Annotated in this window: 9 protein-coding genes and 2 pseudogenes; 8 read left to right on the forward strand and 3 right to left on the reverse strand. The window is 64.4% G+C overall.

The window, feature by feature from the left end; translation table 11 throughout:
- Together PFLCHA0_RS07800 and PFLCHA0_RS07805 are read right to left on the reverse strand one after the other, a co-directional pair.
- Complete coding sequence (locus tag PFLCHA0_RS07800; protein ID WP_015634562.1) at positions 1–945, reverse strand: LysR family transcriptional regulator; 945 nt, start codon at positions 943–945, stop codon at positions 1–3.
- 129 nt (positions 946–1,074) lie between these two features.
- Positions 1,075–1,599 (reverse strand): annotated as a pseudogene (locus PFLCHA0_RS07805) (tripartite tricarboxylate transporter permease); the annotation flags it as partial.
- On the opposite strand from PFLCHA0_RS07805, the pseudogene PFLCHA0_RS31640 reads away from it, so the two are divergent.
- The 5 genes and pseudogenes from PFLCHA0_RS31640 to PFLCHA0_RS07825 all read left to right on the forward strand — a co-directional run.
- A pseudogene (locus tag PFLCHA0_RS31640) lies at positions 1,592–1,693 on the forward strand (4-hydroxythreonine-4-phosphate dehydrogenase PdxA); the annotation flags it as partial. The pseudogenes PFLCHA0_RS07805 and PFLCHA0_RS31640 overlap by 8 nt on opposite strands.
- Before the next feature lie 383 nt (positions 1,694–2,076).
- Positions 2,077–3,402 (forward strand): MFS transporter, encoded by a 1,326-nt coding sequence (locus PFLCHA0_RS07810; RefSeq protein WP_015634564.1) that lies wholly within the window; start codon positions 2,077–2,079, stop codon positions 3,400–3,402.
- Between the two features lie 32 nt (positions 3,403–3,434).
- Positions 3,435–4,610: an L-rhamnonate dehydratase gene (locus PFLCHA0_RS07815; protein ID WP_015634565.1), complete on the forward strand. Its 1,176-nt coding sequence runs from the start codon at positions 3,435–3,437 to the stop codon at positions 4,608–4,610.
- A 52-nt stretch (positions 4,611–4,662) separates the two neighbouring features.
- The gene (gene araD1 / locus PFLCHA0_RS07820) at positions 4,663–5,658 is read left to right on the forward strand and encodes an AraD1 family protein (protein WP_015634566.1); all 996 of its coding nucleotides are present in this window, start codon (positions 4,663–4,665) and stop codon (positions 5,656–5,658) included.
- A gap of 41 nt (positions 5,659–5,699) precedes the next feature.
- Complete coding sequence (locus PFLCHA0_RS07825) at positions 5,700–7,280, forward strand: aldehyde dehydrogenase (NADP(+)) (RefSeq protein WP_015634567.1); 1,581 nt, start codon at positions 5,700–5,702, stop codon at positions 7,278–7,280.
- Positions 7,281–7,326: 46 nt separating this feature from the next.
- Here the strand turns inward: PFLCHA0_RS07825 and PFLCHA0_RS07830 are convergent, their stop codons facing one another.
- On the reverse strand, positions 7,327–8,220 hold the full coding sequence (locus PFLCHA0_RS07830) for a DMT family transporter (protein WP_015634568.1): 894 nt from the start codon (positions 8,218–8,220) through the stop codon (positions 7,327–7,329).
- Between the two features lie 248 nt (positions 8,221–8,468).
- On the opposite strand from PFLCHA0_RS07830, the gene aceK reads away from it, so the two are divergent.
- The 3 genes from aceK to PFLCHA0_RS07845 all read left to right on the forward strand — a co-directional run bounded on the left by aceK (position 8,469) and on the right by PFLCHA0_RS07845 (position 15,633).
- Positions 8,469–10,190 (forward strand): bifunctional isocitrate dehydrogenase kinase/phosphatase, encoded by a 1,722-nt coding sequence (aceK, locus tag PFLCHA0_RS07835; protein WP_011059868.1) that lies wholly within the window; start codon positions 8,469–8,471, stop codon positions 10,188–10,190.
- Positions 10,191–10,325: 135 nt separating this feature from the next.
- Complete coding sequence (hrpA, locus tag PFLCHA0_RS07840; protein ID WP_015634569.1) at positions 10,326–14,237, forward strand: ATP-dependent RNA helicase HrpA; 3,912 nt, start codon at positions 10,326–10,328, stop codon at positions 14,235–14,237.
- A 274-nt stretch (positions 14,238–14,511) separates the two neighbouring features.
- Positions 14,512–15,633 (forward strand): beta-ketoacyl-ACP synthase III, encoded by a 1,122-nt coding sequence (locus PFLCHA0_RS07845; RefSeq protein WP_041752009.1) that lies wholly within the window; start codon positions 14,512–14,514, stop codon positions 15,631–15,633.
- The last annotated feature ends 62 nt before the right edge of the window (positions 15,634–15,695 follow it).

Raw genomic sequence — 15,695 nt, forward strand, 5'->3', positions numbered from 1 at the left:
TCAGTCTCGGCTCAGCCCGTGTTCCTTGCGAACCGAGTTCATGAAGGCCTGCATCGCCGATGACTGGATGCGGTGCCGCCGGGTGATCAACCCGAAGGGCGGCAAGCGCGCCTCGAACTGGATCGGCAGCACCGCCAACAGGTGACGCCCGGGATAGTCTTCGACTACCGAAACCGGTGTAACACCAATCATGTCGGTCTGCTGCACCAGAGACAGCAAGGTCATGATCGAGGTGGTCTCGACGATGCTGCTGGGGATATCGACCCGGGCGTTGTGAAACACCTGGTTGATGATCGAGCGCATGGGGCTGGGATGCTGTTGCAAGACCCAGGTCTCGTTTTGCAATTGTGCCCAGCTCAGGTGCGTGGCTTGCGCCAGTGGATTCTGCACCCCGGCGATCACGCACAGGGCCTCTTCACCCAGGCTGTCGAAGAGCAGTTCCTCGGCCCGTGCGCCGCCGGGAATCCTGCCCAGGACGATGTCCAGTTGATCCTGGAGCAAGGCCTGTACCAGCACGTCGCTGGTGTCGACCTGGATGCTCATGGACAACCGTGGATGGCTTTGCTTGAGAGTGGCGATGGTCCGCGTCAGCAGTCCCGAGGCCAGGGCCGGAATGGCCCCGACGGCGACCCGCCCGAGGTTGCCGGATTCCAGTGCCACCAGTTCTTCACGCATGCCGCTCAGCTCGGCGAAGACCATCCGTGCGTAGTAGATCACTGTCTCGCCGAAGGGCGTGGGACGCATGCCCCGAGGCAGGCGTTCGAACAGCTCCACACCCAGCAGGTCCTCCGCTTCGTGGAGCATCTTGGTGGCTGCTGGTTGGGTCATGCCAATGTTGTCTGCAGCGCGGCGTAGCGAGCCGAACTCCTGCAAGGCCAGCATCAGCCGCAGTTGTCGCAGGCGCAGGCGGCTGTGGATCACATTGGCATCAGGAATCTTGGTCATGGGCCGGGCTCGCAGTAAAAGGCAGCGGCAAGCCTGACAATAAATGCCAGGCCTTGCCAGGGGCTACGTCAAGGGTAGGGGCTCATTGGGCCGGGGGATGTTCGTTCAGCTTTCTGCACGGCGCTGAAGCAGCCGCTGCAGGGCGGCAGACAGCAGCGGCCAGAACAGCATCAGCACCACGTCGAAGAAGGCGTTGTGCACCGAGTAGGCACCCATGGCGCAGACCATGATGATCGGTGCAATGATCGAGAACGGAATTCGCAGGATCGAGGCGAACAGCGGCACGGTGACCAGCACCACGATCAGGCTGACCACGTTGCCCAGGTACATACTGGCGATGAGCCCCCAGATCATCAGGCTGCCAGGCATTACCGCAGCGGTGGCAGAGCCGGGAATGCCCAGGGTCAGCATCGGCAGCAGGGCGCTGGTGCCGGCAGTCTGGTCGGCGGTTTCCGGGGCGATCACGCCTTCGATTTCGCCCTTGCCGAAGTTCTCTCGGTGCTTGGAAAAGGGCCGCGCCAGGCTGTAGCTCATGAACGAGGCCGCAGTCGGGCCAGCGGGCGTGATGCCCATCCAGCAGCCCACCAGAGTGCTGCGCAGCAGGGTCAGCCAATAGCGCGCCAAGCGCGCCCAGGTACATAGGATGATCATCGGCCCGGCGGTGAAGGCCGCCCAGGCTCTGGGCATCGCCACCGACGGGCCTTACCCGGGCGACACCATCTTCCTCAAGGTTCAGGGCGACGCCAGGCCTTCGAGATCGCTTGCCGCATAGGCGCCCACCGCCACTGATCGGAGCATTTCCTGGTGCCCGCATTCCCATGCCTTGGCATGGGAATGCTTTCTGGCATCCGCCGTTTGCTAGAGCGCCTTGGCCGGCATGGCTGCAGGCGTCGGCTTGCCCGCGAAAGGAACGAGATATCTCCGATAACCCTAAAAGGCAATAAAAGCCCTCCGGCGATCACCTGTGGTTATCGTTGGATGCCCATAAGTGATTAGCCGCTGCTGTCGGCGCTGGCTAAAGTCGCCTCATCGATTGAGCGGCTGCCAGCCACTCGCTCAGCGATCGAACAACTACAAAAAGCCCGCCTTGTCCCTTGCGCAAGGCCTGACCGGCACTCAAGGAACCTCCACATGACCCGTCCAGATTCTGCGCTGGCGCTCGCCAGCGCCATCTCCAAAAGCCGGCTGCGTCTGCTGCCCTTCCTGATCCTGATGTACATCCTGGCCTTTATCGACCGTTCCAACGTCGGCTTCGCCAAGGCGGCGCTGCAAGCCGACACCGGCCTCGGCGATGCAGCCTTCGCTTTTGGCGCGAGCATTTTCTTCATTGGCTACGCCTTCTTCGAAGTGCCCAGCAACTACATGCTGCATCGCCTCGGTGCGCGGGTCTGGTTGTGCCGGATCATGGTCACCTGGGGTCTGGTGTCGGCGGCGATGATGTTCGCTCACAACGCCCAGACGTTTTATGTGCTGCGTTTTCTTCTGGGCGTGGCCGAGGCCGGCTTCTTCCCGGGGATCATTCTCTACCTCACCTACTGGTTTCCGGCCCAGAGCCGGGGCCAGGCCCTGGGGCTGTTCTACTTCGGCCTACCCCTGGCGCTGGTCCTCGGCAGCCCGCTGTCGGGCTGGTTGCTGGAATTCCATGGGGTGTTCGGCCTGACCAACTGGCAATGGCTGTTCGTGGTCGAGGGCCTGATGGCGTCGGTGGTCGGCATCGCCGCCTACTTCTACCTGGTGGATCGTCCCGGCGATGCGCGCTGGTTGAGCGTCGAGCAGAAGCAGGCGCTGCATGACGCCCTGGCCGCAGAGGACGCAAGGAAAAAGGACAGCAGCCCCCACGGCTTCCTCAGTGCCCTGCGCAATCCCCGGGTCCTGCAATTCTGCCTGGCCTACTTCACCATCCAGATGAGCGTCTACGGCGTGGTGTTCTACCTGCCGACACGCATCGCCGGGCTGCTGGACGGCCACGTGGGCCTCAGCGTCGGGCTGATCACCGCGATTCCGTGGATCTGTGCCCTGCTGGTGACCCGCCTGGTGACCCGCTATGCCGACCGCAGTGGTCAGCATCAGCGCCTGGCGGTGGTGATGCTGACCATGGCCGCCCTGGGCATCGCTGCTTCCGCACTGGGTAGCAGCATGGTCCCGGTGGTCCTGGCCTTCTGTTTCGCCGCCGCCGGCTTCGTCGCCGTGCAGCCGCTGTTCTGGACCATCCCCACCGGCTACCTCAGCGGTGCCGCGGCGGCCGGCGGCATCGCCCTGATCAACTCCATCGGCAACCTCGGCGGCTTTGTCGCGCCGAACCTCAAGACCCTGATGGAAACCCAGTTTGCCGATCCACGTGCGGGGATGTTCGCCCTGGCCCTGGTAGGCATCCTCGGCGCCATCCTGCTGTCACGCCTGAATACTCGGTACACCCCGACAGCTCCCAAACAGCTCACACCGTCCCAGGTCGGCTAATCACTACCCACGCCTTGCAAGGAAACCCCCTGATGAAAATCACCGCGATCCGTACCCGTGTATTCGAATGGAAAGGCAAAGTCGTGCCACCTCAGGCGCACTTCTGCACCAATGCCACGGACATCCTCTTCGAGCGTGGCGATGCCATGGGCTCGTTCCGTTTCCACGGCTGGCTGGTGGTGGAAGTGGAAACCGACAACGGCCTGGTGGGTATCGGCAATTGCGCCCTGGCGCCGCGGGTGGCCAAGGAAATCATCGACACCTATCTGGCTCCGATCGCCATCGGTGAGGACCCTTTCGACAACGAATACATCTGGCAGAAAATGTACCGTCAGAGTCACGCGTGGGGGCGCAAGGGCATCGGCATGGCGGCCATCTCGGCGATCGACATCGCCCTCTGGGACATCATGGGCAAAGCGGTGAACAAGCCGGTGTTCAAGCTCCTCGGCGGGCGCACCAAGGACAAGATCTGGACCTACGCCTCCAAGCTCTACGCCAATGACAATCTCGACCTGTTCCTCGAAGAGGCCCAGGGCTACCTCAACCAGGGTTTCACTGCGCTGAAGATGCGCTTCGGCTACGGTCCCAAGGACGGCCCGGCCGGCATGCGCCGCAACATCGAGCAGGTACGCGCTCTGCGCGAACTGGCCGGCCCGGATGTGGACATCATGCTCGAGTGCTATATGGGCTGGACCCTGGAATACGCCCGGCGCATGTTGCCCAAGCTGGCGGAGTTCGAGCCGCGCTGGTTGGAGGAGCCGGTGATCGCCGACGACCTTGAAGGCTACGTCGAACTGAAGAAGATGGGCATCATGCCGATCTCCGGCGGTGAGCACGAGTTCACCTCCTATGGCTTCAAGGACTTGCTGGAACGCCGCGCCGTCGACGTGATCCAGTACGACACCAACCGCGTCGGCGGCATCACCGCCGCGCGCAAGATCAACGCCATGGCCGAAGCCTGGTCGGTGCCTGTGATTCCCCATGCCGGGCAGATGCACAACTACCACTTGACCCTGTCCACCACGGCCTCGCCGATGGCCGAGTTCTTCCCGGTGTTCGACGTCGAGGTCGGCAACGAACTCTTCTACTACGTGTTCAAGGGCGAGCCGCAGCCAGTCAAGGGCTACATCCAGCTCGATGACCACAAGCCGGGCCTGGGCCTGGAAATCTGCGAAGACTACCTGAGCGAATTCAACATCATCGAATAAGCCTCGGGCGCCGCTTGCGGGCGGCGCCGTACACACCTATGGGAGAGCGAACATGCGCTTGATTCAATTTGCCAGCAGCACCGGTCAGCGTCAGGTCGGAGTGATCGAAGAGCAGCAAGTGCGAGTATTGCGCAACACCTCCAGCACCCGTGAACTGGCCCTGGCGGCGATCCGCAACCAGCGCAGCCTGCAGCAGGAAGCGCAGCTGCGCGGCAGTGATCCGGGACCGGACTATGCACAGCTGTTGCAGCAGGGCCGGGTGCTGCCGCCCCTGGACCATGAGGACCCGGCCCATTGCCTGATCAGCGGCACCGGCCTGACCCACCTGGGCAGCGCCTCGACCCGGGACAAGATGCACCAGCATGACGGCGAGGTCGAAGCGGGCATGACCGACACCATGCGCATCTTCAAATGGGGCCTGGAAGGCGGCAAGCCCGAGGCCGGGCAAGTGGGGGCCCAGCCGGAATGGTTCTACAAGGGCGACGGCAGCATTGTCGTGCGTCCCGGCGGCGATTTTCCGCTGCCGCCGTTTGCCGAGGATGGGGGGGAGGAACCGGAGCTCACCGGCCTTTATGTGATCGGTGATGATGGACTGCCGTACCGCGTCGGTTATGCCCTGGGCAACGAGTTCTCCGACCATGTGATGGAGCGGCGCAACTACCTGTACCTGGCCCACTCGAAGCTGCGCTACTGCGCCTACGGCCCGGAATTGCGGGTCGGCGAACTGCCCCGGCACCTGGTGGGCCGCAGCCGCATTATCCGCAACGCTGAAGTGCTCTGGGAAAGGGAGTTTCTCAGCGGTGAGGACAACATGTGCCATAGCCTGGCCAACCTCGAATACCACCACTTCAAGTACGCGCAGTTCCTGCGTCCCGGCGACGTCCATGTGCACTACTTCGGCACCGCCACCCTGTCCTTTGCCGACGGTGTACGCACGCGCCCCGGCGACCGCTTCCAGATCAGCCTCGAAGCCTTCGGCGCGCCCCTGGAAAACACCATCGGTGCAAGCGTCCAGCCCTTGGCCATCGGCCAGGTACGGGCCCTGTAAATCTTCAACCACCGGCCTCTGGCGCCGGTCAAGGAATTCTCATGACTCGCTTGTCTGGACACAACTACATTGGTGGCGCCCGCAGCGCTCTGGGCGAGGTGCAGTTGCACAGCCTGGATGCCAGCAGTGGCCAAGCCCTGCCGGGAAGCTTCTTTCAGGCGACCGCGGCGGAAGTGGATGCCGCGGCCCGGGCCGCGGCGCTGGCCTACCCGCTGTACCGCAACCTCAGCGCCGAGCGGCGTGCGCAGTTTCTCGATGCCATTGCCGATGAACTGGACGGCCTCGGGGATGACTTCATCGCCACTGTCTGCCGGGAAACTGCCTTGCCCGCCGGGCGCATTCAGGGCGAGCGAGGGCGTACCAGCGGCCAGTTGCGTTTGTTCGCCAGGGTCCTGCGTCGGGGCGACTTCTATGCTGCACGCATCGATCGCGCCTTGCCCCAGCGCCAGCCGCTGCCGCGCCCGGACCTGCGCCAGTACCACATCGGCCTGGGCCCGGTGGCGGTGTTTGGTGCCAGCAACTTCCCCCTGGCGTTCTCCACCGCCGGTGGCGACACCGCTGCGGCCCTGGCCGCCGGTTGCCCGGTGGTGTTCAAGGCCCACAGCGGGCACATGGCGACTGCCGAGTGGGTGGCGGACGCGATCATCCGCGCGGCGCAGCGCAGCGGGATGCCCGCCGGAGTGTTCAACATGATCTACGGAGCCGGGGTCGGGGAGTGGCTGGTCAAGCACCCGGCGATCCAGGCGGTGGGCTTTACCGGCTCCCTCAAGGGTGGCAATGCCTTGTGCCAGATGGCCGCGACCCGGCCGCAGCCGATCCCGGTGTTCGCCGAGATGTCGAGCATCAACCCGGTGATCCTGCTGCCGGAGGCTCTCAGGGCCCGGGGTTCGCAGATCGCCGCCGAACTGGCGGGTTCGGTGACCTTGGGTGCGGGTCAGTTCTGTACCAATCCTGGCCTGATCATCGGCCTGCGCTCGCCGCAGTTCAGCGCCTTTCTCCAGCAGTTCAGCACGCAGATGGACCAGCAGGCGCCGCAGACCATGCTCAACAGCGGCACGCTGGTCAGCTATTGCCAGGGGCTTGCAGCCTTGCACCAGCATCCACGTCTGCGGCACCTGGCGGGGCGGCCACAGCAGGGCGCCCAGGCACAGGCTCAGCTATTTCAGGCCGATGTCAGCCTGTTGCTGGAGGGCGATGAACTGCTTCAGGAGGAAGTCTTCGGCCCGGCCAGCATCGTCATCGAAGTGGCGGATCAGCGTGAACTGGCGGCGGCCTTGCAGGGGCTGCGTGGGCAACTGACCGCGACCTTGATCGGCGAGGAACAGGAACTGCTGGAGCATCGCTGGCTCAGCGAGGTCTTGCAGGAAAAGGTCGGCCGGCTATTGCTCAATGGCTATCCGACCGGGGTCGAAGTCTGCGATGCGATGGTTCACGGCGGGCCTTATCCGGCAACGTCGGATGCCCGTGGCACCTCGGTAGGCAGCCTGGCGATCGCGCGCTTCCTGCGCCCGGTATGTTTCCAGAACTACCCGGACGCGCTGCTGCCTGAAGCCCTGCGCAATGCCAACCCGCTGGGTATACGACGCCTGGTGGACGGAGAAATGAGCAACGCCGCGCTTTGACCCAGGGCGGCCGCAACAGGCCTTGAGCAGATGCCGGCAGCCTGTTTCAGGCTGCGGCCTTTGCCGCCGGCCTGAGCACCAGCCACAGCGCGGCGGCAATCAGCGCGCCGCCATACAGGTGGGCCATGGACAGCGGCTCGTCCAGCAGCAACGCGCCCCACAGTACGCCGAATGGCGGGATCATGAAGGTCACGGTCATCGAACGCACCGGGCCGATGGCGCTGAGCAGGCGGAAATACAGCACGTAGGCAAACGCGGTGCAGCCCAGCCCCAGCCCCAGAAGCGATAGCCATACGCTCCAGCCACCCCAGCTGGGAGGCGGCTGGCTGATGGCGTTGTAGGCGAACAGCGGCAACAGCAGCAGGGTCGCTCCCAGCATGCTGCCCAGGGCCGACAGGCGGCTGTCCAGGCCGCCGGCCTGGTCCAGCCAGCGTCGGGCGAGGAACCCGGCGAAGCCGTAGCAGGTGGTGGCCATCAAGCAGGACAGGGCGCCCAGCAGCAGGTCTCGGTCGAAGGCCACGGGGCCGGCGCGGGTCAGGATGCCGACGCCGAGCAGGCCCAGGCAGACCCCGGCGAATTTGCTCGGGGTCAGGCGTTCATGGAAAAACAGGCCGCCGATCAACACCCCCATCAACGGCGTGGTGGCATTGAAGATCGCCGAGTAGCCGGCGGGCAGCACCTGGGCCGCCACCGAGTACATCGTCGCGGGTATCCCGGAGTTGATCACCCCGAGCAGCAGCACGGTCTTGAGCTTGCCACGAAAGTTCCAGTCGACCCGCATCAACGCCAGCATCACCAGCAGCCCGAGCGCGGCGATGGACACCCGGAAGAAGGCCGTGGGCACGCTGCCCAGCACCGGGGCGATGATGCGCATGAACAAGAAGCTCGCGCCCCAGATGGCGGCCAGCGACAGCAGGCGCAGCAGATCGACAGGTTTCACAGGAGGTTCCTTGGGTTCGGGGCGAGGGATCTTGCCCAGCGTGGCCGGGCATGGCAAACCTTATTGGCGCACGGGGCGAAGAAAACCCGCACCCCGATTGTTGCGTTCAATCCTGCGTTGCAGAGGCCTGGAGACAGAGCGACCGCCGGGTCATTTTTCGGCGTACGTCCCATCACAAAAATACGCTTCTCTTCACCTCGTTTCACTGGCTAAGCTCTGGCATCGTAAATTCCCGCAGAGGTCTCTTTATGTCGCAGTCATGGCCCGCCGCCGATATCGCTCGAATGATCCTCGATGGCTTCGACGACTACCGCGAGCACTTTCGCCAGATCACCGACGGTGCCCGGCAACGCTTCGAGCAGGCGCAGTGGCAGCAAGCGCAAAAGGCCTCGGCAGCGCGGATCAACCTGTATGAAGAGAAGGTGGGCGAGACCGTGGCCCGCCTGCACCAGGCCTTCAGCACCGAGTCGCTGATGGATGTCAGCCAGTGGCCACTGGTGAAAAGCGCCTACATCAGCCTGATCGACCTGCGCTTTGACGATGAGTTGTCCGAGACCTGGTACAACTCGATCTTCTGCGGCCTGTTCAGCCACGACCTGATCAGCGACGGCTGCATGTTCATCCACACCACCCGGCCCAGCCTGCGCCGGGCCCGGGCCGCGCAGACCCGCAGCTACAAGCCCCAGGGCGAACTGGCGACGATGCTCGAACAGGTATTCGCCGACTACCGCTTCAGCGAGGACTACGCCGACCTGCCGGGGGACCTGCGGCGCCTGGAGGCGCAATTGCGGGAGAACCTGCCGGACTGGGTGTGCAAGGACCCGGAACTGACCCTGGAACTGTTTTCCTCGGTGCTCTACCGCAACAAGGGCGCCTATCTGGTGGGGCGCATCTTCACCCATGAAGAACAGTGGCCGCTGGTGATCCCGCTACTGCACCGCGAAGGCCGGGGGATCCAGATCGACGCGCTGATCACCGACGAGGCGGACGTCTCGATCATCTTTTCCTTCACCCGTTCCTACTTCATGGTGGACGTGCCGGTGCCGGCGGAATTCATCGGCTTCCTCAAGCGCATCCTGCCGGGCAAGCACATCGCCGAGCTGTACACCTCCATCGGTTTCTACAAGCACGGCAAGTCGGAGTTCTACCGGGCCCTGATCAACCACCTGGCCAGCACCGACGATCGCTTCATCATGGCTCCCGGGGTGCGCGGCATGGTCATGAGCGTGTTCACCCTGCCGGGCTTCAACACCGTGTTCAAGATCATCAAGGACCGCTTCTCGCCGTCGAAGAACGTCGACCGGGCCACGGTGATCGAGAAATACCGGCTGGTGAAAAGCGTGGATCGGGTGGGCCGCATGGCCGATACCCAGGAGTTCGCCGACTTCCGCTTCCCCCTGAGCAAGTTCGACCCGGCGTGCCTTGAGGAGCTGCTGGAAGTGGCGCCCTCCACGGTGGCGGTGGAAGGCCAGACGGTACTGATCCGCCACTGCTGGACCGAGCGGCGCATGACCCCGCTCAACCTCTACCTGGAGCATGCCAACGAAGCCCAGGTGCGCGAGGCCCTGGAGGACTATGGCCTGGCGATCAAGCAGCTGGCGGCGGCCAACATCTTCCCCGGCGACATGCTGCTGAAGAACTTCGGCGTCACCCGCCATGGCCGGGTGGTGTTCTATGACTACGACGAAATCTGCTTCCTCACCGAAGCCAACTTCCGCCACATTCCGGCCCCCCGTACCCCGGAAGATGAAATGGCTTCCGAACCCTGGTATTCCATCGGCCCCCACGACGTGTTTCCCGAGGAGTTCCCGCCGTTCCTGTTCGCCGATGCCGGCCAGCGCAAGCTGTTCGACCAGCTGCACGGCGAGCTGTACAACGCCGATTACTGGAAGGGCCTGCAGGAGGCCATCCGCGCCGGCAAGGTGATCGATGTCTTCCCTTACCGGCGCCAAGGCCTGGAAGACGAATAAATAGACGTGCAGGAGCCGGTTTGCCGGCGAGGGCGCCCTCACTGGCCCCTTCGCCGACAAGCCGGCTCCTACGTATTGCATGGACTTTTCTGCGACAATCGCGCCCTGCCTAAATAGACGACCCTTGCGTACCTGATGACTGACGAATCGCCTGCAATCGACCAACTGCTGAAAAACCTCGATCAAGCCATGCTCGGCGACCGTCACCGGTTGCGCCGGCAGTTGCTCGAACTGCGCAAGAAGCCCGACGAGGCCAAGCTCGCCCAGTGGCTGGAGCGCATGCAGGCTTCCTGCAACCTGGTGACGGCGCGGCGCCAGAGCGTGCCGCAGATCCGCTATGACGACAGCCTGCCGATTGCCGCCAAGCGCGACGAGATCAAGGAGGCGCTGCTCAAGCATCAGGTGCTGATCATTGCCGGCGAGACCGGCTCGGGCAAGACCACCCAGTTGCCGAAAATCTGCCTGGAAATCGGTCGTGGCCAGCATGGCCTGATCGGCCATACCCAGCCCCGGCGGATTGCCGCCCGCAGCGTGGCCAGCCGGGTCGCCGAAGAGCTGGCCACGCCCCTGGGCTCGCTGGTGGGCTACCAGGTGCGCTTCGAGGACCAGAGCGATTCCAGCACCCTGATCAAGCTGATGACCGACGGCATCCTGCTGGCGGAAACCCAGAACGATCGCTACCTGGAACGCTACGACACGATCATCGTCGACGAGGCCCACGAGCGCAGCCTGAACATCGACTTCCTCCTCGGCTACCTCAAGACCCTGCTGCCGCGGCGCCCGGACCTGAAGGTCATCATCACCTCGGCGACCATCGACCTTGAGCGCTTCTCCAAGCACTTCGATAACGCGCCGATCGTCGAGGTCTCCGGCCGCACCTTCCCGGTGGAAACCTGGTATCGCCCGTTGACCCTGGAACAGGACGAGGAGGGCAACCGGGTCGAGGACGACCTCACGGTGGACCAGGCGATCCTCGCCACCCTGGATGAAATCGCCGCCCATGAACGCAGTGAAAGGCGCAGCCCCGGGGATGTGCTGGTGTTCCTGCCCGGCGAGCGGGAGATCCGCGACGCCGCGGAGATGCTGCGCAAGGCCCAGCTCAAGCACACCGAGATCCTGCCGCTGTACGCGCGCCTGTCGCCGGCCGAACAGCAGCGCATCTTCCAGTCCCACCCGGGCCGCCGCGTGGTGCTGGCCACCAACGTCGCCGAAACCTCGCTGACCGTGCCGGGCATCCGCTACGTGATCGACAGCGGCACTGCGCGCATCAGCCGCTACAGCTACCGGGCCAAGGTCCAGCGCCTGCCCATCGAGGCGATTTCCCAGGCCAGCGCCAACCAGCGCAAGGGCCGTTGCGGCCGGGTCGAACCGGGGATCTGCGTACGCCTGTACAGCGAGGAAGATTTCCTCGGCCGGCCGGAATTCACCGACCCGGAGATCCTGCGTACCAACCTGGCGGCGGTGATCCTGCAGATGCTGCACCTGCGCCTGGGGGAAATCACTGCCTTCCCGTTTATCGAGCCGCCGGATGGCAAGGCCATCAGCGACGGTTTCAACCTGCTGCAGGAACTCTCGGCAGTCGACCGCAACAGCCAGCTGACACCACTGGGCCGGCAACTGGCGCGCCTGCCGGTGGATCCGCGCATGGGCCGCATGCTGCTGGAAGCGGCCAAGCTCGGCAGCCTCCAGGAAGTGCTGATCGTCGCCAGCGCCATGTCGATCCAGGACCCCCGCGAGCGTCCGCCGGAGCGCCAGCAGGCCGCCGACCAGGCCCACGCCCAGTGGAAGGACGTGGATTCGGACTTCGCCGGGCTGGTCAACCTGTGGCGCGGCTTCGAAGAACAGCGCCAGGCCCTCACCGCCAGCCCGCTGCGCAACTGGTGCCGCAAGAATTTCCTGAACTACCTGCGCCTGCGCGAGTGGCGTGATTCGCACCGGCAGTTGAGCCTGATCTGCCGCGACCTGCAACTGAGCCTGAACAAGGAGCCGGCGGACTACCCGAAACTGCACAAGGCGGTGCTGGTAGGCCTGCTCAGCCAGATCGGCCAGAAGACCGAAGACGGCGACTACCTGGGGGCCCGCCAGCGGCGCTTCTGGATCCACCCGTCCTCGGGCCTGGGCAAGAAGCGCCCGCAATGGCTGATGACCGCCGAGCTGGTGGAAACCACCAAGCTCTATGCGCGCATGGTGGCCAAGATCGAGCCGGACTGGATCGAGCCCCTGGCCGGCCATCTGGTGAAGAAGAACCACTTCGAGCCCCATTGGGAGAAGAAGCGCGGCCAGGTAGTGGCCTACGAGCAGATCACCCTGTTCGGCCTGATCGTGGTCGGCCGCCGGCCAGTGCATTACGGCCCGGTGGACCCGGTGGTGTCCCGCGAGCTGTTCATCCGCGAGGCCCTGGTGCGTGGCGAAATCCAGTCCAAGGCCAAGTGCCTGAGCGCCAACACCCAGTTGCTGGAACAGCTCGATGCCCTGGAAGCCAAGGCCCGGCGCCGCGACATCCTGGCCGACGAGGAAACCCTGTTCGCCTTCTACGACGCACGTTTGCCGGCGGAGATCCACCAGACCGCGACCTTCGACAGCTGGTACCGGGTGCACAGCCAGAAGAACCCGCAGTTGTTGATCATGCGCGAGGAAGACGTGCTCGCCCGCGAGGCCAGCGAGGTCACCGCCAAGCAGTACCCGGACACCCTGCATATCGGTGACCTGGAACTGGCCCTGAGTTACCACTTCGAACCCAACCATCCCCGGGACGGCGTGACCCTGCGGGTGCCAGCGCCGCTGCTGCCGGCACTGCCCGCCGAACGCCTGGAATGGCTGGTGCCGGGGCTGATCGAGGCCAAGTGCATCGCCCTGGTGCGCAACCTGCCCAAGGCCCTGCGCAAGAACTTCGTGCCGGTGCCGGACTTCGTCAAGGCCGCCCTGCAGCGCATGGTCTTCGCCGAGGGCTCCTTGCCCCAGGCCCTGGGCCGCGAGCTGCTGCGCATGACCGGTGCCCGGGTCAGCGACGAGGCCTGGAGCGAAGCCGAACAACAGGTGGAAAGCCACCTGCGGATGAACCTGGAAATCGTCGACGCCCAGGGCAAGTTCCTCGGCGAAGGCCGCGACCTGGCCGAACTGACCGCGCGTTTCGCCGAAGCCAGCCAGGCTGCCCTGGCGGTGCCGCAGACTGCCAAGAGCCAGCAACCGGTGCAAGCCAAGGTATTTGCCGCGGTGGCGGAAAAGACCCAGCAGAAGATCGCCGGGCTGTCGATGACGGTGTACCCGGCCCTGGTGGAGGAGGCGGGTACGGTCAAGGAAGGGCGCTTCTCCACCGCTGCCGAAGCCGAGTTCCAGCATCGCCGGGCCTTGCAGCGCCTGCTGTTGCAGCAACTGGCCGAGCCGGCCAAGTTCCTGCGGGGCAAGTTGCCGGGCCTTACCGAGCTGGGCCTGCTGTACCGCGAACTGGGCCGGGTCGATGCGCTGGTGGAGGACATTCTCCTGGCCAGCCTCGACAGTTGCATTCTTGAAGGCGAGGCCGTGCTGCCTCGGGATGGCGCGGGCCTGGCCTCCCTGGCCGAGCGCAAGCGTGGTGCCTGGACCGAGCACGCCGAGCGCCTGGCACGCCTGACCCTGGAGATCCTCAAGCTCTGGCACGGCCTGCAAAAGCGCTTCAAGGGCAAGATCGACCTGGCCCAGGCCGTGGCCCTCAACGACATCAAGGCCCAGCTGGCGAACCTGGTGTACCCGGGCTTTGTCCGGGAAACCCCGGCCCTGTGGCTCAAGGAACTGCCGCGTTACCTCAAGGCCGTGGAACTGCGCTTCGAGAAACTCGGCAGCCAGGTGCAGAAGGACCGGGTCTGGAGCAGCGAGCTCTCGGGCCTGTGGAGCCAGTACCAGACCCGGGCCCAGAAGCATGCCCAGGAAGGCAAGCGCGACCCGCAGCTGGAGCTGTACCGCTGGTGGCTGGAGGAGTACCGGGTGTCCCTGTTCGCCCAGCAGTTGGGGACCAAGGTGCCGATTTCCGACAAGCGCCTGAGCAAGCAGTGGAGCCTGGTCGACGCCTGATCTAAAGCCCTTCGCAGGCGCTGGCGTGCCAGCGAAAGCGCCGCCAGGGGCGGTACAGGGTTGACTCCGTCGATCTTGCAGTTGCGGCGAAATGGCGGAGGTTATGGCAAACTCCGCCGTCATAAATGCCGGCCCCGGCTTTCTGCATCGCAGGCAGCCTGGGCGGATCGGAATAAAGCGATGCCAGAAACGGCTCCCCTGGCGGGAGTCGTCCCTTTACGGTTTGGCACGTGAGTGCCAATACCTTCTGCCTCAACACATTAGAGGAACGACCGTGCACAACGTCGTCATCAGCGGCACCGGCCTGTTTACCCCGGCCAACAGCATCTCCAACGAAGAGCTGGTGGAATCGTTCAATACCTACGTCCACCAGTTCAACAGTGACAACGCTGCCGCCATCGAGCGCGGCGAAGTGCAGGCCCTGACCGAATCCAACGCTGCCTTCATCGAAAAGGCCTCGGGCATCAAGAGCCGCTTCGTCATGGACAAGGACGGCATCCTCGACCCGCAGCGCATGGCTCCACGCCTGCCGGAACGCTCCAACGACGAATGGTCGGTACTCTGCCAGATGGCCGTGGCCGCCGCCGAGCAAGCCCTGCAGCGGGCCGGCAAGACTGCCGCCGACATCGACGGGGTGATCGTCGCCTGCTCCAACCTGCAGCGCGCCTACCCGGCCATCGCCATCGAAGTCCAGGCCGCACTGGGCATCCAGGGTTTTGGCTTCGACATGAACGTGGCCTGCTCCTCGGCGACCTTCGGCATCCAGGCGGCCTGCAACAGCGTGCAACTGGGCCAGGCCCGGGCGATCCTGATGGTCAACCCGGAAGTCTGCACCGGGCACCTGAACTTCCGTGACCGCGACAGCCACTTCATCTTCGGTGACGCCGCCACTGCGGTGGTCATCGAGCGAGCCGACCTGGCCACCTCCGAGCACCAGTTCGACATCGTCAGCACCAAGCTGCTGACCCAGTTCTCCAACAACATCCGCAACAACTTCGGCTTCCTCAACCGCGCCGCGCAAGAGGGTATCGGTGCCCGCGACAAGCTGTTCGTCCAGGAAGGCCGCAAGGTATTTCGCGATGTATGCCCGATGGTGGCCGAGCTGATCGCTGCACACCTGGAAGAAAACCAGCTCAACGTCAGCGACGTGAAGCGCTTCTGGCTGCACCAGGCCAACCTCAGCATGAACCACCTGATCGTCAAGAAGCTCCTGGGCCGCGAAGCCTCGGTGGAAGAAGCGCCGGTGATTCTCGACACTTACGCCAACACCAGTTCGGCGGGTTCGGTGATTGCCTTCCACAAGTACCAGGACGACCTGGCCAGCGGTTCCCTGGCCGTGCTCAGCTCCTTTGGCGCCGGTTATTCGATCGGTAGCGTGTTGCTGCGCAAGCGTTGATCCAGGGTTGGGGTGTGGCGTCGGGCGGGATTGGCGCGTCACACCCCCTCAAACCTGCATGA

It is taken from the genome of Pseudomonas protegens CHA0 (genome assembly GCF_000397205.1).
Taxonomy (GTDB): Bacteria; Pseudomonadota; Gammaproteobacteria; order Pseudomonadales; family Pseudomonadaceae; genus Aquipseudomonas; species Aquipseudomonas protegens.